General features: G+C 71.6%; 14 protein-coding genes. 3 read left to right on the top strand and 11 right to left on the bottom strand.

Annotated features, from left to right (window positions below; translation table 11 throughout):
• Window positions 1-551 precede the first annotated feature (551 nt).
• A complete protein-coding gene (murJ, locus tag ACFY2Z_RS25565; RefSeq protein ID WP_390746430.1) occupies window positions 552-2,219 on the top strand; it encodes a murein biosynthesis integral membrane protein MurJ in 1,668 nt (555 codons plus the stop codon).
• 61 nt (window positions 2,220-2,280) lie between these two features.
• Window positions 2,281-3,258, top strand: coding sequence for a trypsin-like serine peptidase (locus tag ACFY2Z_RS25560; protein ID WP_390746429.1), 978 nt, complete (start codon window positions 2,281-2,283; stop codon window positions 3,256-3,258).
• A 77-nt stretch (window positions 3,259-3,335) separates the two neighbouring features.
• Here the strand turns inward: ACFY2Z_RS25560 and ACFY2Z_RS25555 are convergent, their stop codons facing one another.
• On the bottom strand, window positions 3,336-4,292 hold the full coding sequence (locus tag ACFY2Z_RS25555; protein WP_390746428.1) for a hypothetical protein: 957 nt from the start codon (window positions 4,290-4,292) through the stop codon (window positions 3,336-3,338).
• A gap of 226 nt (window positions 4,293-4,518) precedes the next feature.
• Window positions 4,519-6,006, bottom strand: coding sequence for a long-chain fatty acid--CoA ligase (locus tag ACFY2Z_RS25550; RefSeq protein ID WP_390746427.1), 1,488 nt, complete (start codon window positions 6,004-6,006; stop codon window positions 4,519-4,521).
• Window positions 6,007-6,158: 152 nt separating this feature from the next.
• On the opposite strand from ACFY2Z_RS25550, the gene ACFY2Z_RS25545 reads away from it, so the two are divergent.
• Entirely contained in the window at window positions 6,159-7,340 is a 1,182-nt protein-coding gene (locus tag ACFY2Z_RS25545) for a PucR family transcriptional regulator (protein ID WP_390746426.1), read from the top strand.
• Between the two features lie 4 nt (window positions 7,341-7,344).
• Here ACFY2Z_RS25545 and ACFY2Z_RS25540 read toward each other — a convergent pair whose 3' ends face one another.
• The 9 genes from ACFY2Z_RS25540 to ACFY2Z_RS25500 form a co-directional block, all read right to left on the bottom strand.
• Window positions 7,345-8,646, bottom strand: coding sequence for an acyltransferase family protein (locus tag ACFY2Z_RS25540; RefSeq protein WP_390746425.1), 1,302 nt, complete (start codon window positions 8,644-8,646; stop codon window positions 7,345-7,347).
• A gap of 125 nt (window positions 8,647-8,771) precedes the next feature.
• A complete protein-coding gene (locus ACFY2Z_RS25535; RefSeq protein ID WP_390746424.1) occupies window positions 8,772-9,647 on the bottom strand; it encodes an endo alpha-1,4 polygalactosaminidase in 876 nt (291 codons plus the stop codon).
• Complete coding sequence (locus tag ACFY2Z_RS25530; protein ID WP_390746423.1) at window positions 9,644-10,306, bottom strand: spherulation-specific family 4 protein; 663 nt, start codon at window positions 10,304-10,306, stop codon at window positions 9,644-9,646. The genes ACFY2Z_RS25535 and ACFY2Z_RS25530 overlap by 4 nt, the downstream gene beginning before the upstream one ends.
• Window positions 10,303-11,229 carry an NAD-dependent epimerase/dehydratase family protein gene (locus ACFY2Z_RS25525; protein ID WP_390746422.1) on the bottom strand — a complete coding sequence of 309 codons (927 nt, stop codon included), beginning with the start codon at window positions 11,227-11,229 and terminating at the stop codon, window positions 10,303-10,305. Before ACFY2Z_RS25525 ends, ACFY2Z_RS25530 begins: the two co-directional genes overlap by 4 nt.
• A gap of 7 nt (window positions 11,230-11,236) precedes the next feature.
• On the bottom strand, window positions 11,237-11,950 hold the full coding sequence (locus ACFY2Z_RS25520; RefSeq protein WP_390746421.1) for an NDP-sugar synthase: 714 nt from the start codon (window positions 11,948-11,950) through the stop codon (window positions 11,237-11,239).
• Window positions 11,951-11,997: 47 nt separating this feature from the next.
• Window positions 11,998-12,999 (bottom strand): GDP-mannose 4,6-dehydratase, encoded by a 1,002-nt coding sequence (locus ACFY2Z_RS25515; RefSeq protein WP_390746420.1) that lies wholly within the window; start codon window positions 12,997-12,999, stop codon window positions 11,998-12,000.
• A gap of 94 nt (window positions 13,000-13,093) precedes the next feature.
• Window positions 13,094-14,506: a hypothetical protein gene (locus ACFY2Z_RS25510; protein WP_390746419.1), complete on the bottom strand. Its 1,413-nt coding sequence runs from the start codon at window positions 14,504-14,506 to the stop codon at window positions 13,094-13,096.
• The gene (gene pelF, locus ACFY2Z_RS25505) at window positions 14,503-16,098 is read right to left on the bottom strand and encodes a GT4 family glycosyltransferase PelF (protein ID WP_390746418.1); all 1,596 of its coding nucleotides are present in this window, start codon (window positions 16,096-16,098) and stop codon (window positions 14,503-14,505) included. Before pelF ends, ACFY2Z_RS25510 begins: the two co-directional genes overlap by 4 nt.
• Before the next feature lie 85 nt (window positions 16,099-16,183).
• A complete protein-coding gene (locus tag ACFY2Z_RS25500; protein WP_390746417.1) occupies window positions 16,184-18,313 on the bottom strand; it encodes a hypothetical protein in 2,130 nt (709 codons plus the stop codon).
• Window positions 18,314-18,582 lie beyond the last annotated feature (269 nt).

The raw sequence follows: 18,582 nt of genomic DNA, 5'->3' as shown, positions 1-18,582 counted from the left end.
GGCAACTGCCGCGGAGGCGAACATGGTCCGGGTCACTCGCATGAGGTCGTCCTTTCGCCGCCGCCGCGAAGGCCGGCACCACGCCGGCACAGCGGAATCGCAGCAGCAACGTGATTACCCTCAACCCCACCCCCGCCCGCGCCCCTGAAGGACACGGAAAGGGAGCGGCGCCCTTACTCCCTCCGAGTGCCTCCAAGCCGAAAAGTAACCCGGTCGGCCGCACGCCCGATCCGCCAGACCGACGTATGCGGCCATACAAGCGCGTAAAGCGTCAGGGACATGTCGTGGACACACGTTCGGTGACGCGGTTTCAGGCTGCCCGCGGGCCACCCGACGTCGTTGCGTGTGTCTGCGCCGAAGCCGAACGGGAGGGAATGGCGTAAGCCGTGACGCATCCCGTCCCGCCGCCGGTGTCAAGAATTCCGCGAAACGCGGAAAGGGGTGGAGGTGAAGCCCAATTTATCGCAGTGGCTTGGGAGTTGATGCACGAGGCGATGGTGCCTGGAGATCACGATGGCGTAGGTTGGGCCCTGGTGGAGGGGGCGAAGAACATGGCAGAGACCGCGTCGTCCGAGCAGTCGGCACCGGGGCGGCATGCCGCTCGGCGGAAGAAGGCGGCGGCGGGAGGTGTGGGCCGGTCATCCCTGCTGATGGCCCTCGGCACCGTCGTGTCCAGGGCCACGGGGCTCATCCGGACGGTGTTACAGGCCACCGCCTTGGGCACCGGCCTGCTCGCCAGCACCTACAACACGGCGAACACCGTACCGACCAGCCTGTACACCCTCCTGATCGGCGGTGCGCTCAATGCCGTGCTGGTGCCTCAACTGGTACGGGCCCGGGCCACGGACGCCGACGGCGGGCAGGCGTACGAGCAGCGGCTTGTGACCTTGGTGGTGTCCGTGCTGGGCGTCGGGACGGCACTGGCGGTGTGGGCGGCACCGCAGATCGTCGGCATCTATATGCGGGACACCCCCGCCACACATCAGGCGTTCGAACTGACGGTGGTCTTCGCCCGCTTCCTGCTGCCGCAGATCTTCTTCTACGGCGTGTTCAGTATCTACGGCCAAGTCCTCAACGCCCGCGAGAAGTTCGGGGGGATGATGTGGACACCGGTCCTGAACAACGTCGTCCTGACAGGCATGTTCGGCGCCTACCTGAGCCTGATGACCGTCCCTGACCGGGTGGAGGACATCACCACCACCCAGGTCCGGCTGCTGGGCGTCGGCACGACGGCCGGCGTCGCCGTCCAGGCCCTCGCGCTGATCCCATTTGCGCGGGCCGCGGGATTCCGCTTCCGGCCACGGTTCGACTGGCGTGGCACGGGCCTCGGTTCCAGCGTCCACGCCGCGAAATGGACGCTGTTGTTCGTTCTGGTCAACCAGGTCGCCCTGACGGTGGTCACCAACTACGCGAACAGCGCCGACCAGGAGCTGCCGAACGCCGGTGTGGGCTACTCCGCGTACACCTACGCGCAGACCATCTGGATGCTGCCGCAGTCCATCGTCACCGTCTCCGTCGTGACCGCGCTGCTGCCCCGCATGAGCAAGGCCGTCGCCGAGGGCCGCATCCCCGACCTCCGGGCCGATCTCTCGCGCGCGTTGCGCGTCAGCGGAGTCGTCGTCGTGCCTGCCGCCTTCTTCTTCCTCGCGCTCGGCCCGCAGATCTCGACGCTGCTGTTCGCCCATGGCGCGACCGACCCCGCCAAGGCCCAGCCGCTCGGGCACATGCTGCAGGCCTTCGGCCTTGGACTGATCCCCTTCTCCGCCCAGTACCTCCTGCTGCGTGGCTTCTACGCGTTCGAGGACACCCGCACCCCGTTCTTCATGGCCCTGTGGACCGCGGCGGTCAACATCGTCCTGGCCACCGCCTGCCATGTGCTGCTGCCCGCGCGCTGGGCGGTGACCGGGATGGCCGGGGCCTACACCCTCTCCTATGCGGCCGCCCTCGCCCTCACCGCGCGGCTGCTGCGCAAGCGGGCCGGCGGCCGTCTCGACGACGGGGAGGTGCGCCGCACCTACGCCAAGCTGCTGTGCGCCGCGGGCCTGAGCGCCGGCCTGTCCTGGGTCACCGCACGCGGCTGCGCCTCGGCCCTGGGGCCGGGAGCCTGGCCCACCGCCGTCACCCTGGCAGCGGGCACGCTCACGCTGGGCCTGGCCTACCTCGTCCTGGCCCGGCTGATGAGGGTCGGCGAACTCCCGCGTCTGCCGGGACTGGGGTAGGGCGCGCTGCGGCGCGGGGCTCTAAAGTGAGCCGACATCTGCGTTCGGCCGGAGGGCACTCATGGTGCGTAGAACCAGGATCGTCCGCTGTGCCGCCACGCTGGCGGCCCTGCTGCTCTCTGCCTCGTTCGTCCAGGGAGCAGCAGCCAACGGGGCTCCTGGCCGGTCGCGTCAGCTCGCCGTCCAGCTCAACGCCTACTGGACCCCGGCCCGGATGGCCGCCGCCTTGTCCAGCGACGCCGACCAGGGCGCGGAGTCCGCCCCCAATGCCCCCGCCGGATCCCCCGCGGGGGACGGGCCTCAGCCGGGTGAGTACATCCCGCCGAGCGAGGCCTTCGACGGCATGCCCGAGGTGGGCACCTTCTTCTGGACCGACACCACCGGCGCCGGCCGCACCTGCAGCGGCTCCGTGGTGCGCAGCCCCGGCCGCGTCCTCGTGCTCAGCGCCGGTCACTGCCTGAAGGACTATGCCGGCACTTCCCCCCAGCGCAATCTCGCCTTCGTGCCGCAGTACCACGACGGGCTCAAGCCCTTCGGTGTCTTCCCCGTCATGAACAACGGCGTCTATGTCTCGCAGCAGTACTACGACCTGGGCCCGGACGCGGGGGCCGAGTACGACTTCGCCTTCGCGGTCACCGAGCCGAACGAGGACGGGAGGCTGGTCCAGGACGCGGTCGGTGGGCTGCGGTTGCTCACCGGGACGGGGTACGACCACGCCCCGGTGCGGATGGTCGGGTACCCGGCGGCGACGGAGAAACCGTTGGAGTGCTGGAGCCGGACCACCAAGTGGGCCAGCGACGACCCGGCCGACCCGGGCGTCTTCCCGCGCATCGCCTGCGACGGCTTCGTGGGCGGAACCAGCGGCGGGCCGATGCTGGTGCCATGGCTGAGCGGATGGGCCGTGATCGGCGTGATCGGCGGATACCACACCGGCGGCAACACGCCCCAGGTCTCCTACAGCGCCTACTTCGGTGCCGCCGCCCGGACGCTGTACCAGGCCGCGACCACCGGCGCCCCACCGGCAGGGCCGACGTCCTGAGGGCGCCCACCGGAGTCTCGAAGCCGACACCGTGACCTGCCCGGGCCGGCATCGGCGTAGGCCCCGTGTCGATGGGCTCACAGGCCGGCGGCGGCTCTCCTCCGTGCCTGCTCGAACTCCGCCAGCGGGTCGCCACCGGTGCGCCAGGGCCATACGGTGACCGTGCCGCCGAGCGCCTCGAAGACCGGATGGGCCTCGCGCCGCCGGTCGGCTGCCATCAGCGCGTAGGCGAGGAGATTCAGGTCGGCCAGGGCGGTGGCGTGATGGAAGAACTCCGGCCTGGCCCAGGTGCGGACCGCGCGGTCGAGGGCCTGAGTCGCTTCCCGCTGGCCCCAGTGATTGCCCGCCACCAGGGCTTCGACGCCGCCTCGTGCGAGAACGGACTGGTACTGCAGCACCTGGGCGGTGAGTTCGATCGCCGCGCACGGCGCGTTCGCGGGCATGCGGGCGCAGAGGGCGTCGACGAACTCGAGCACCTGGACCCGCGAGCCCCCTTCCTCCGGAGTGAGATAACCCAGCATGTTCAGATAGGCCTCGCGATTCCAGCGATCGCGGGCCAGAACCTCGTTCCACAGGCCGAACACCTGCGACTGATCCCAGCGTTCCAGCCGTGCCGCGCCGAGCAGGACCACCCAGGGGGTGGGGTCTTCCGGCGCCAGCTCGGCAGCCTGGAGGCAGCTCCTGGTGACCTCGGCCGTGTCGTCCAGGCCTCCCTGGGCGCGGCCTCGGGCCAGCAGCGTCCCCGCGTGGAGAACCAGTGCGCTCGCGTTGTGCGGCTCCCGCTTCGCCCAGCTCTGCGACAGGTGTGATGCGCGAAGACAGTCCGCCAGGACGGTCATGCGGTGCGTATGGCGGTCCCAGTCGCCCGGGTTCTCGTCCATGAGGCGCGATATCTGTGCCACACACAGGTCTGTCGTGGCGATGGTGCCTGTTCTGGTGGTCGCCACAAGGGACTTCAGAAGCCTGCCCAGGGCCTGGTCGTCGAGTTCCGGGGCAAGGCGGGGTCTTCTGCGGCGGCTTGAGAGGAATGCCATGCACGGAGGCTAGGGCGGACCTGGTGTCACACAAGACATACGCCAAGATCGTTATCAGTTGCACGTCTTATCTGCTGTTACCCGCTCGTATGGCGAGATACATGCAACTGACACCTGACGGCGGGGGATCGCGGTGCCGGGGGGAGGGGCCGCAAGGGCGCGGGTCCACCGCGCGACAACGGGGAGACGACCAGTTTCGGTCCGGGCGGGCGACGCCTGTCCTCGGTCACCCCGTCGGCACGCTGATCTCCCGCTTGAGGATCTTGCCGGTGGGGCCGGTCGGCAGGGCGTCCACGAGCCACACCATGCGCGGGTACTTGTACGCAGCGACACGGTCCTTGACGAACTGCTGAAGTTCCTCGGCGCCGGCTTGGGCGCCCTCGCGCAGCACGACCGCGGCCGCGACCTCCTCGCCGAGCCGCTCGTGCCGCACGCCCACCACGGCCGCGAGCGCGACGGCCGGGTGCTCGTGCAGCACCTCCTCGATCTCGCGCGGATAGACGTTGTACCCGCCGCGGATGATCATGTCCTTCTTGCGGTCGACGATATAGAGGAAGCCGTCCTCGTCCTGGCGGGCGAGGTCGCCGGAGCGCAGCCAGCCGTCGGGGATGGCGGCCGCGGTCGCCTCGGGCAGGTTCCAGTACTCCTTCATCACATTGGGTCCCCGCACGGCCAGCTCACCGACCTCGCCGGGGCCCACGTCCCGCCCCTCCTCGTCGAGCAGCCGGACCTCCACGTCCTGGATCGGGGTACCGATGGACCCGGCCTTGCGGGGCCGGTCGAGGTGGTTGAAGGTGACCACCGGGCTGGTCTCGGACATGCCGAAGCCCTCCAGCACCGTGCAGCCGAACCGTCGCTCGAAACCGTGCAGGACCTCCACGGGCAGCGAGGCACCCCCGGACAGGCACATCCGCAGCGTCGGTACATCCACCTCCGCCGGATGCTGGAGCAGCGCCGCGTACATCGTCGGGACCCCGTCGAAGACCGTGGCCCCGTCCCGGACGACGGCCTCGAGAACGGTCGCCGGGTCGAAACGCGGGATCAGGGTGAGCGAGGCGCCACTGTGGACGGCCACACTCATGGCGCAGATCTGGCCGAAGATGTGGAACAGCGGCAGACAACCGACCACCACGTCCTGCGCCGTCATCCGCTGCACATGTTCGGTGTTGACCTCGGTGTTGTGCCGCAGTCCGGCATGGGTGAGCGCGGCGCCCTTGGGCCGTCCCGTGGTGCCGGAGGTGTACAGCAGCACGGCCACGTCGTCGCCGGCCGTCTCCGCCACCGCCGCGAGCGGCTCGTGCCCGGACAGCAGCCCGGCGAGGGAGGAGGGTTCGACGACGATGTGCCGTGTCCCCGCGGCGGCCGCTCCCTGCGCCCCTTCGCCCGGCGCCCGGTACCACTCGAACAGCAGCGCCGCACCCGAGTCCCCGAGCTGGTATCCGATCTCCCGCGCCTTGAGCAGCGGGTTCATCGGTACGACGATCGCGCCGGCGCGCAGGATGCCGTAGTAGAGCACGACGAACTCGGGGACGTTCGGCAGCATCAGGGCCACCCGGTCACCCGGATGCACACCCTCGGCGCGCAGCAGTGCCGCGACCCGCGCACTGCGCTCGTCCAGCTCGGCGTACGTGGTGACCTGCGTGTCCAGACGCAGCGCGGGACGTTCCGGCTGCCGCTGTGCCGTCCGTGTCAGGAACTCCGCCAGATTGGGCATGATCCCGCCTCCACACATGGTTGCCGCTGAACTCCGCTGTTCACCTGGACGACATCGTGGAGTGGCCGACTGCGACGATCCATGGGGCGGACGACAGAGTCGCCTCCCCGGCTTTGTTCCCGGGAACAAAAGCACATCGTTATACTGCGTCGATGGACTTCACGGGCGTAGCAGGGGCACTCCATGCGCGGCTGCCGGAACTCGGTGAGCGCATCGCGGAGCGCATCCGCGCGGATGTCGTCGCCTACCAGGACGAGGCGCTCATCCCCTTCGACTCGCTGCGGCACTCGTGCACGGCCAACGCCGACCTGGTCCTCAGACATCTGTGCGACGCCGCCACCCCGGACCCCCTCCCGGCCCGGGAGACCGGCCGTATCCGCGCGGAACAGGGCGTGCCGCTGGCCGACGCCCTGCACGCCTACCGGATCGGCTTCGAGTTTCTGTGGTCGGAGATCCTCGACGAGGCCTACCGCCACCCGGACGTCTCGGACGCCCAACTGGTGGCCCACTCCGCCAAGATCTGGTCGCTGTTCGGCCGCTACGCCGAGGCGGTGGCGGAGGCCCATCGTGAGACCACCGCCGACCTCACCCTGCAACGCCAGGCCCGGCGATCCGCACTGGTGGAAGCGCTGTTCACCGGCGTCATCGCCGACCGCACCACGCTCTGGGAGGCCGCCCGCGAACTGGGCCTGCCCGAACACGGGCCGTACACGGTCGTCGCCGCCGAATCCGCGGCACCCGGCACCGAGCCGCTGGTCGGCATCGAATCCGCGCTCCGCCAGGCCCATCTGCCGTCCGCGTGGCGGCTGTTGCCGAACCAGCAGATCGGGCTGGTCGCCCTGACCACGCAGACGGCGGAGACCACCGGCCTGCGCATCCTGCGCCGGGCCCACGCCCGTGTGGGAGTCAGCCCCGGCTTCCACTCCCTGCGCGAGACGCCCCAGGCCCTGCGTTTCGCCCGGCTGGCCCTCGCCAGCCTGCCCGGCAGCGGCCCAGGGGTCGCGCGCTTCGACGACAGACCCCTGGCGATGGTCGTGGCCGCCGCCCCGGCGGAGGCGTCCCACCTGGTGAAAGTGGCGCTCGGGCCCCTCCTCGACCTCCCGGCCTCGGAGCGCGCCCGCCTCCTGGCCACACTGGAGCACTGGTTCGCCGCGGCCGGCTCCGTCGCCGACGCTGCCGAGGCGTTGTTCGTCCACCCCAACACCGTCCGCTACCGGCTGCGCCGCGTCGAGGAACTCACCGGCCGGCCCCTGTCCGACCCGCGCACGGCGGCCGACTTCGGCGCCGCGCTCCTCGCCGTGCGCAGCCCCGCCCAGGAGCAGCGGCGGACCTGACAGGTCACTCGATCCGGCGGTTCTCCCGTCCGTCGCGGCGGTCGTGCCGGCTGTCGGGACTCGGCACCGACGGGCGATGGCCGGCCCCGTCGTCGGCATGGTCCGTACCGTGTCCCGGCCCGGCGCCGACGGCCGAGGCGTCCAGGACGCGGGATCCTCCTGGTCCCGGCTGGGTGACCGGCCGTCGTGTGGCGGAGCGGCGCTTGCGGAGCAGCAGCCGTCGTCCGGGACGTTCCACCGCCTCGTACAGAACCCAGGACAGTCCGAGCGACAGGGCGAACGCGCCGGCAGTGACGGCGAGCGCCGTCGGCAGCCCGAAGCGAGGGGAGTCGCCCAGCAGGTGGACGCCGGCCCGAAGCACCAGCAGATGGACCATGTAGAAGGCGAACGAGAGTTCGCCCAGGCGCACCAGCCGCCGATGCCGCCACAGCGAGGGCTGATCCCGCAGGTCCGCGACGGCCGCGGCCGGGATGAGCAGGGCGAAGCCGATGAGGGTGCACGGGGTGGCCGGGTACCCGGCGGTGACCTGGGGGACGAAGAAGTAGCCGATGATCGCCACGGCGAGCGAGGCCTCCAGGCCGGGGCCACGCCACCGGTCCAGGATCACCAGGCGTGCCACGGCGGCGCCGAGGACGAACTCCGGCAGACGGGCGACGGGCAGTGAATTGACCGGCTGGCTCAGCCACTGGTGGGCGTCCACCCGGCTCAGGACCAGGACCGTCAGCACCGAGACCCCGGCCAGCGCCGTCGTTCCCCGGGCGCCGAGACGCCGCAGCAGCAGCGCCAGCAGCGGGAAGGTGGCGTAGAAGAACGCTTCGCAGGCCAGGGACCAGCTGACCGGGTCCAGGGTCTGCCACCACGGTCGCCACCAGGAGTGCACCAGCAGAACGTTCGCCAGTCCCTGCAGTGGTTCCGGTCTCGCCCGGTGGTCCAGCGTGTAGGCCAGGACCAGCGCGATCGCCGCGGTGACGAGATGGACCGGATAGATACGGGCGAAGCGGCGCCGCCAGAAGGTGAGCGCTCGGTCGCCGGGGCGCGCGGACCACATCAGGACGAATCCGGACAGGATGAAGAAGAACGACACTCCGGTCGCTCCGGCTCCGAATCCCCACGTCATGACGCGGCCGCCGGTGCCGCCGAAGTAGCCGAAGTTGCGCACGTGCAGTCCGAAGACCAGCAGCGCGGCGATCCAGCGCAGTCCGGTGAGGGACGGCAGTGGGGGCGCCGAAGAGCGCGGGGGTGTTCTGGGGGTGGCCGCGGTGGCGGTGGCGGGCGGCGTCCGGGTGGCGCTGGTCGCCGTCGTCATCGTCTCACCTGCTGGGGTTCTGGGTTCGGGGCATGAGAGGGAACGTTGCCCATTCAGTCGATTTCATTCCGGTGTGGTTGCGCACGTCACATCGGTCGGTGTGGCGCCGCACGGGCGTGTCCGGGTCAGCAGGGCTTGCGCCACACTCCCAGCTCGGGTTTCTTCTGCATCGACGACAGATTCAGTCGTCGGGACTCGGCGCAGAACTTCTCGGTCGGCTCGGCGTATTCGACGTGGAAGACCGCCTTGCCGGCCTTGATGAACGGAGTGAGTTCGGCGCACTCGCCGTACTGGGCGCACTCCTCGTTGACGGCGAAGTCGAAATCGCGCACGAGGTGCGGTATCTGCGGGAGGTCGTTCTTGAGTCCGACCGACAGTCCGCGGTCGTGGGCGAGATCCGCGATCACACGGTTGTAGGCGAGCTGGTCACGCGCGGTGAGCGGGAAGCCGGTCGTGTTGCCGTAGCCCTCCACCAGATCCGGCTCCACCGCGTCGAAGCCCTTGGTGCGGCACATGTCGAAGCGCCGCGCCATGATCGGGCGCAGCACCGAGCGGCGGCGGATGTCCAGCCAGCGCTCGCCCGACCAGCCGTTGGACTTCCCGAGCAGCGAGCGCGGGAAGACGCCCTTGTCGGGACGGAAGTCCTCCCAGGCGCCCACGTTGACATAGCAGATCACCTTGCGCCCGGCCCGGTGCAGACGGGCCACGTCCGCCGCGGAGTTCTCGAAGCCGTCGATGTCGTAGACGGGCACGTCGGCCGAGGGATCGACCTTTCCGTCGAGCTGCCACTGCCAGGCCAGGCCGGGGCGGGGCCGCCAGCGGGCCTTCGCCGGACGGGACGGTCTCGCCGGTGCGGTGGCAGTCCCCCCGGCGGACGGTGTCCCGTGCGCCGCGTCCGGCCGGTCGCCGTCGCGCGGGCCGTCCGTGGCGGAGCAGCCGGTCAGTACGGAGGCCGCCACCGCGGCCGCCAGGGTGACGCGGGCCCACATCGTGCTCTTCATCGCTCCGTTCCGTTCAGCGCTGGGGTCAACTCCCCCCAGGGGTTGGGGGGTTCGCCGGTCACGGGGCCGCAGACCGCCGCGCCGCGCTCGTGCGCGGTGCGCACGGCGAGCGGCACCAGGGCCTCAGGCACCCCGTACACAAGATGGCAGAACCGCTCGGGTGGTTGCCGCGTCGTCCACCTCGGTCTGCTGAAAGCCGACACATACGTCGACCAGTGGCCCTCGAAGGTGACGGTGAGGTCGGCGAGGCGGGCGTATCCGGGTGCCGGGTGAACTCCCGGATTGAGTACGACCGTTGTCGCGCCGAGTCTCCGCACGGCACGGACCAGCCGACGGCACGCCGGCAGCCCGCCCGGTGTCGCGGTCACCCGGTCCAGGAAGCAGCCGTCGGCCGCGTACCACCGCTGGTGCCGGCGCAGGTCCTCGGCGATCTCGGCACGGTCGCGACGGCCGTAGTCGGTGTCCACATAGCCGAGCAGCCGGGCCCCGGCCGCCCGCAGCGCCTCGGCCACCGAGGTGAACGCCCGGTCCGGCGCCGTGCCCGGTCCGTTCGCGGGGTTCAGCACGATGGCGTAGGTGCGGGCCGCGGCTGTGATGAGACGGTGCCAGGCGCCCGGATCCTCGGCGGGGTGGACATACAGCGGAACCAGCAGGGTCACAGAACGCGCTCGCCTTCCGGGTGGGGGCACGAGCCCTCGGCCGTGGCCGACCACAGCGCGGCGAGCGCATCGTCCAGCGTGCGGGACGGCCGCCAGCCGAGGGCCTCGTTCGCGGCGGTGATGTCCGAACACTGCCAGGACACCTCGGCCGAGCGGGCCGAACCACCCGCGTTCTCCTCGATCCGCCCCCGGAAACCCGCCGTGCGGGCCAGTCCCCGCACAAGTTCCCGAACCGCGACGGCATGGCCTGCGCCGATGTTGAGGACCGGGGGCAGCGGGCCCGGCGCGGCCAGCGCCAGCTCCGCCGCCCGGGCGACATCGCGCACGTCCACGAAGTCGCGGTACGCGGACAGATCACCGAGCCGCAGCACGGCCTCCGGGTCCGCGCCGGCCGCGCGCAGCAGCGCGGCCATCCGGCCGGGAAGCCCGGTGGCCGGCGCACCGGGCCCCACCGGGTTGCCCACCCGCAGCACCACCGCGTCCAGGCCCGAGGCGGTCACGGCGACCGTGCCCGCGAGCTTGGTCGCGCCGTACGGGCCCACCGGCCCAGTGGCCGACGACTCCGTCACCCGGGTGTCCCGGACGCCCGGTCCGTACTCGGCGGCCGAGCCCAGATGGACCAGCCGCGCCGCGGGCGCCGCCTCCCGCAGCGCGGCACACAGCACCGCGGGGCCACGGGCGTTGACCTCGGCGAGGGTCACGGCGTCGCCGCCGGTGGCGCCCGCACAGTTGACCACCGCGTCGGGCGCCGCCGACGCCAGGGTCCTCGCCAGCGCGTCGGGCCGGTCGCAGGCGAGATCGACGGTGAAGTCGGCGCCGGGCGAACGGCCACCGCCGAGGACCAGCGCACCCGGCCGGGCGCGCAGCCGTTCGACGAGGTGACCGCCCAGAAACCCGGTTCCGCCCAGGACGAGAATGCGCATGCGGTGCTCAGGCTCCCTTGAGCAGAAGCGACTTGCGGGTGGTGAACTCGGCGTTGGCCCGGTCGTAGTCGTCCGGGCGGCCGATGTCCAGCCAGTAGCCGTCGAACTCGTAGGCGTGCGGTGGCCGCTGAGCCGTCAGCAGGTCGAGAACCAGTTCGTCGAAGCCCAGCGGCAGCCCGGGGGTGTAGCCCCCGAGCGTCTCCCGGGACACCCCGTAGACCCCCATCGAGACGCGGTAGTCCATGCTGGGCTTCTCGGTGAAGGCGACGACCTTGCTGGACTCCGTGGTGAGCACTCCGAAGTCGATGTGCACCTTGCGGGCGTAGGTGGCGATGGTCAGCGGTGCGCCGGAGTCCCGGTGTGTGCGCAGTACGTCGGCGTAGTCCAGGTCGGTCAGGACGTCGCCGTTCATCACCAGGAAGGTCTCGGGCAGCCGGTCACGCAGATTGAGCAGCGGGCCCATGGTGCCGAGCGGGCTCTCCTCGGTGGCGTAGTCGACGGTCATGCCCCACTGGGAGCCGTCACCGACGTAGGCGCGGATGATCTCACCGAGATGGCCGATGGCGAGGGTGCAGTGGGTGAAACCGGCCGTGGCGAGCTGACGCAGCACGATCTCCAGGATGGCGTGCTGGTCACCGATGGGGACGAGCGGCTTGGGCAGCGCGGTGGTGTAGGGGCGCAGCCGGACGCCCTTGCCTCCCGCCAGGATCACGGCGTGCATGGGGCTCCTCCTTCGTGGATGCCGGGGGATGACGTGCCGGTCGGGGGTCAGATGTTGTAGATGCCGGTCTTGTAGCGGGCGAGGTTGGCCGGGTCGCGGAAGAACTCCACGGTGTGCGCGAGGCCTTCCTCCAGCGTGCGGGCGGGCCGCCAGCCCGTCGCCGCGGCGAGCCGGGAGGCGTCCGCGACCAGCCGCATCACCTCCGAGTTCGCGGGCCGGATACGCTCCCCGTCCTCCCGTACGTCCAGCGGGGTGTCCATCACCTTGCCGATCAGCGCGACGAGATCGCCCACCGAGATCTCCCCGCCGGTACCGGCGTTGAAGGTACGGCCCACGACCCGCTCGGCCGGTGCGCCGCCCACCGCGAGGAACGCCTGCGCGGTGTCCTTGACGAAGGTGAAGTCCCGCGTGGGACGCAGATCCCCGAGGGTGATCGTGTGATTCCCGGCCGCCACCTGGCCGATGACGGTGGGGATCACCGCGCGCATCGACTGACGCGGTCCGAAGGTGTTGAACGGTCTGAGCGTCACCACCGGTGTGTCGAAGCTGGCGTGGTAGCTGTCCGCCAGCCGGTCCCCGCCCGCCTTCGAAGCGGCGTACGGGGACTGGGTGTTGATGGGGTGGTCCTCGGTGATGGGCACGGTCCGCGCGGTGCCGTACGTCTCGCTCGTGGAGGTGTGCACCAGCCGGGGCGTGCCGAGCGCGCGCACCGCCTCCAGCACGTTCAGTGTGCCGGTGACATTGGTGTCCACATAACTGTGCGGCGCCCGGTAGGAGTACGGGATCGCGATGAGCGCGGCCAGGTGGTAGGCGACATCGGCGCCTTCGAGCAGGCCGCGGACCGAGCCGGGGTCGCGGACGTCGCCCAGGACGATCTCCACCTGGTCGAGGACGTCCGGGGCGAGGGTCTCCAGCCAGCCGTAGGAGGAGAAGGAGTTGTACAGGACCATGGCCCTGACCCGGTGCCCCGAGGCGACCAGCGCCTCGGTGAGGTGGGAGCCGATGAAGCCCTCGGCTCCGGTGACGGCGGCGAGCGGTGCGGAGGTCAACTCGTGTGTCCTTCCGATGGGTTGGGTGGGCTTGGTGCACCCGGGGGGCGGCATGGCGGGTGCTGCCGTACGGCGGCGCGCACAGGCCGGTTCATCAGGCGTGCGGGGCGGGCCGTCCGAGCAGACGCAGCGCGCACGCCGCCAGACACAGTGCGGCGGTGCCGCAGCCGAGCGGCAGGATCGCCGGGCCCGGTGGCAGACGCAGCAGCGTGACCGCTCCGACGGCGGCCGCGGCCGCGAGGCAGATCACCGCCGACGGCCACGCCACCCCGAACGCCTGGAGCAGCAGCGCGGTCCACAGGGTGGCCGCGAGCAGCAGCAGCGCGGTCGGCTCGGACCCGGTCAGCAGGGCGGCGGGCAGCAACGGCAGCACGTAGGCGAGGAGACACAGGGTGAGGACGCCCGCAGAGCGCAGCAGGAAACCGGCGGGCGTCGCGGCCGCGCGCAGCGCGGAGACCGACAGCCCTCGATAGCGGTACAGCAGCCATTCCGCCGGTCCCATGCTCAGGGTCAGCACGATCACCGCGTACGGCTCCCGCCGCCCCTCCAGCAGCACCAGCGTGCCGGCGGCCAGTCCGAACAGGCCGTACGGCAGCGACGCCGGCAGCCGCGGTCGGCCGGCGCCGACCGCGGGCGGGGTGGTGAGGACCTGGGCCAAGGCCAGTCCTGCGGCGGCCAGCGTCCCGGCCAGCGCCAGCATCGGCAGGCCTACGCGCAGCGGCGCGCCCGGCTCCCACCACGGGAGTACGGCGGCACCGGCGGCCAGCGGCGACAGCGCGGCCAGCAGCAGCCGTTCGCGGCCCAGCACCAGCAGGACGCCCGCCGCCGCCAGGTACAGCGACTGCGCGGCCGCCGCCAGCGTGACCGGGCCGCCCCCGGCGGGCAGGGCGGCGAGTGCCGTGGCGAGCGCCGCCCCCAGCGGCGCGCCGATCAGCAGCGTCCGCCCGGCCTCCCGGCGCCCGGCCGCCATCCGCAGATGCGCGCGGTGGCCCAGTGCCTGCCCCCAGGCCCAGGACGCCAGTCCCGCCACGACGAGCACGGCGGCATACCGTCCGGGGTGCCACAGGGGTGCGGTGAGCAGATAGGCCAGTCCCGGCAGCGCGAACAGCGCGCCCCGCAGCAGGCAGCGCAGAGTGTTAGGACGCCAGGGGTCGGGGGCCGGACCGGGCTCGGGAAAGACCCGTGGCACCCGCTCGTAGAGCGCGGCGGCGAGCGAGAACAGGTTCGGGTGTCCGTACCGCTCTCTGATCACGTCCGCGGACAGGCCCTCCGCCTCCAGCAGCGCGGCGACCTCGTAGGGATGGACCGCGGGACCGATGCGGTCGGCCAGTTCGGCGGCCAGCCGGCTGACGGCCTCCTCGTCGGGGCCGCGCCCCGGCAGCCGCGGCGTGAGTGTGCCGTCGTCGGCCGGGCGGGAACGTGGCGCACGCCTCCTGGTTCCGGCCAACCGCAGGGCCAGCGTGTCCTGTTCCGTCCCGCCCGGCTCCAGTGCCATCGGCCCGCTCATCCGGCCAGGCTCCTCGCGTCGGCGGCCACCGAGGCCGGGGCGCCCGTGTCGGCCGCCGCGCCCGGAAGCGTGGACGTGGGCACCATCGCGGGCTCGGACGAAGCTGGGGACGGGGCCGTAGCCGTAGACGCGTACGCCGGCGAGGTGCGGAGGAGGGTCGCCAGCTCCAGGTAGATGGCGCGGAAGGTGTCGATGGTCTGCCGCAGGGTGAACCGCTCGACAACCCGCAGCCGCGCCGCCTCGCCCATCGCCCGGCGGCGCCCGGGCGCGCCCAGAAGCTCCAGCGCCGCCGCGGCCATGGCTGCCGGATCGCGCGGCGGCACCACGAGCCCGGTGTCGCCGACGGCCTCCCGCACTCCGCCGACATCGGTGGAGACGGTCGCCCGGCCGCACGACATGGCCTCGATCAGGGTGAACGGGAAGCCCTCGCTGATGCTGGAGAGCATCACGACGTTGCCGGCCGCGTAGGCGTCCTTGATGTCGTCGACCCGGCCCTCGAAGGTGACGGCGTCCGCGTGCCCGAGTCCGGCCGCCAGCGCCTCGCACCGCTCCCGGTAGGCCTCCCCGCCACGGGGCGTTCCGCCGAACAGCCGGAGCCGGGCCTCGGGTATGCGCTCCCGGACCTCGGAGAACGCGCGGATCAGGGTCTCCAGGTCCTTGATCGGGTCGATGCGGCCCGCCCAGCTCAGGGTGGGTACCCCCGGTTCGGGCCCGGCCGGCGGGAACGCGGCCGGGTCCACGCCGTTGTACACGGTGCGGATGGACTCGGGGGCGGCGCCGCCCTGTTCCTCCCACAGCCGGTTGTAACGGTTGCCCGGCGTGATCAGGGCCGCCCGGCGGTAGCTCTCCTCCGCCAGCAGCCGGAAGAAGCCGAGGACGACGGCCTTCACGGGCCAGCGGTAGGGAGCGGTGCGGTAGCCGAGGTAACGTTCCCGCAGATAGACCCCGTGCTCGGTCAACAGCAGCGGAACGCCGTACCGTTCCAGCCCGGCCAGCCCCGGAAGGACGGCCACGCCACCGCTGACCGCGTGCACCACCCCGTCCTTCGGCGGCGGCGCGGCCAGGGGACGCAGGGCGTGCTCCAGCAGGGCGGTGGCGGTCAGCGCGTCGTGCAGGGTCGGGCGGGCCTCGCGTACGGCCAGACCCGGACGGTTCCACACCCCGCTCAGGATCGCGATCGCCCGGTCGCCGCGCAGGAACGGGCTGAGCGCCCCGTCCGCCGCGGCCCGCGCCAGGTCGTACAGGGCCGGGGCGAACCCGTCCTCGACGCAGGGATCGAGCAGCGCGGTCAGGAACCGCTCATAGGCGGCGACGAGCCGGTTGCGAGCGCGGCCCCGCGGTGCCCGGCCCTCGGGCGGGGCGCCCCACATCGGGACGGACCGGACGCCGGCGACCTGGGCGGGCAGGTCCCACACGACGGGCTCCCGTCCGGTGCCGGTGACGGCGACGACGTCGAAGTCGAGGTCGGGCATGCCCTGGACGAGCTGGTCGCACCAGACGCTGACGCCGCCGTGACTGTGTGGGTAGGTGCCTTCGGTGAGCAGGGTGACGCGCGTCGCGCCGGGGCGTCGCGCGCCGTGGTGAACGTGCATCGATGTGCTCCACGGCCGAGGTGTGGGGTGGTCGTGCCGGTCCCGGCCGCCGGTGGGCGGCCGGGACCTTCCTTCGGTGCGCCGTTCAGCGGTTCGCTGTGAAGGGGACCTGTCGCTCGACCCCCGCGGGGACGCGGGTGTCGGGGGCGGGGCCGGTGGCCGGGGCGGGTCGGGTGGCATGGGTGGCCGGAGCCGCGGCGGAGGTCGGCAGCGTGAGGGTGAGCGGGGTGCCGGACGAGGGCGCCCAGCCGGACGCCTCGCCCGCGTACGCCGAGCCGAAGGCGGTGCCGGCCAGTTGGGTGCCGGTGGGCAGGGTCGCGGTGGCCGCCACGCCGCTCGGCGCCTGGATGGTCACGGTGTCACCCACGCGGTAGGCGGTGACCTGGCCGGCCCGGAGAGCGGCCTGCCAGGCGCCGCGCCGCTGCAGCTCGGTGCCGATGTCCTTCATCCGGAGGTTCACCACGGGGGTGTTGTCCGCGAACAGGGCGTCGTACCCGTCGAGGACACCGCTCAGGACCGGGTAGGCGATGCGGTCCTCGGCGAGGTTGGACTGGTGGATGAAGTGCGGCTTGGGGTCGTTGGACAGCACATGGCCGAGGGCGATCCGGGTCTCCAGCGGGACGATGTAGCCGCTGTAGCCGGTGGCGGCGTCCAGGGGCGCCGGCAGACAGGTGGTGGTGTCCGGGTGGTCCTCGCAGACGCCGCTTCCGCCCTGGGCGCGACTGGTGTACAGCCAGTTGTACTCGTCGACCTGCTCGGCCTTGTGGCCCGCGTTGTAGAAGATGTTCATCGGGTAGCGGGGGACCGTCAGGGCCGCGCCGACGGAACGCTGCCCGGACTCACGCGAGTTGTCCGAGGCGAGCCAGGTGACGTGGTTGTCGGCGAGTGCGGGGGCGAGATGGGGGTTGTCGTCGGGCTGCTGCGGCAGCACCTTCGTCCCCGAGTGCTCACCGGTGACCAACTCGCTTTCCTCCAGCGGCAGTCCGGCGGCGCGTGCCCAGGACCGGTTGTTCGCGATCTCGTCGGAGATGGTGGTGCGGCTGACCCACTTGGTGCTGCCGTCGGCGTCGGTGGTGCATCTCCAGGGCACCACGGTGGTGTCCTGCTCGCAGCCGAGGAAGGCGTGGGTGTAGGTGTGGTTGACCCAGCGGAACTGGTCGCGGTCGGCGATCAGCCTGTCGGCGAGCTGGTCCACGCCGTTGTGGTCCTCGCGCTGGTCCACGCTGCCGGAGCCGTTGAAGACCATGTCGAGGGTGAAGTGGTGACTGTTCTGCCAGGCGGTGGCGTGGTCGACGTCCGCGGAGGTCATCCGGATCGGGTTCGGCGTGCCGCCGCCATTGGTGCAGTCGACGTCTCCCGGTGTGCAGTTGAGCTGGGTGTCCCAGCGGTCGTCGGCGGCGAAGACGTCGTCGACGTGCACGGCGAAGTAGTTGCGGGAGGCCCCGAGGTGCACTCCGCCGGTCATCCACTCCACGATGCCGCGGGCCAGCAGCCGGAACTGCTGCTGGTACTGGTTGTAGACGAAGGTGACGACGAGCTCGCGCCGTCCGTCGTGCCGGTACTCGCCCACCAGCGACCCCCGCTTCGACGTGCCCGGGATGGGTGCGTCGACGTACGGGGTGAAGTCCGCACCGGCCGAGGGGGTCGACAGATAGGCGTAACTCTCGGTCACGGCACGTGAGTTGTCCTCGAAGGGCACCGCACCGTCGAGATAGCCGAAGGGCCCTGCCTTGCCGGCGCCGGTCACCTCCGCCTGGACGCCGTCGAGGCTCCCGGAGTAGCCGCCGTGGACCGGATACTGCAGGCCGGCCTCGGGGCGCGCATAGGTGTAGGCGTCGACCTGCGGGATCGTGTACGTCTGCTCGTAGGCCGCGAGCGCCGTCATCTCGGCGGACCCCGCCGCGAACGGGTTGTCGTTGGGCAGGACCACGGCCTGGAACTTGGCCCGGGGCCGCCCGTCCACGGTGTCGGAGAGGAAACCCGCGTCGATGGCCGGCCGGTCGGAGCGGTCGAGGTCGATCTGGGTGTACGGCGTGCCCGCGGCGTCCAGTTCGGCCGCGATGGCCTCGGTGGCCGGTCCGCCGTCGCTCACCAGCAGAACCCGCAGGTCGATACGGGGTGCCGCGATGTCGGCCTGGGCCGCGCCGGCCGGCAGGCCCAGTGCGGCGATGAGTGCGCCCACCGTCAGCGCACTGGTGCGTATGGTCCGCTTCATGCGGTGAAGTCCCCTCCCCGGGCAGGGGTGAGTACAGCTCCCATGGAGCGGACGCACCCCCTGGCGTGACGCCGGCGCCCCCTCAGAAGCCGGTCATCGACGCTCTCGTCGCGTACATGGTGATGGCTCTGTGTAGCTTTCGTGGTCGTGCGGCGAAACATGACGGAAAAGCGAAGGTGGTCAACTGGACACGTCAGCAACGGAATTGAGCGTTCAGCTGTACCGGGGCCGCCCGGGCCGGGAGGTTGTGTCGAGGGTCGCGTGCGCTG

This window comes from Streptomyces sp. NPDC001222, from assembly GCF_042896945.1.
Classification (GTDB): Bacteria; Actinomycetota; Actinomycetes; order Streptomycetales; family Streptomycetaceae; genus Streptomyces; species Streptomyces gibsoniae.
This window is presented reverse-complemented; position numbering and strand designations above follow the sequence as displayed.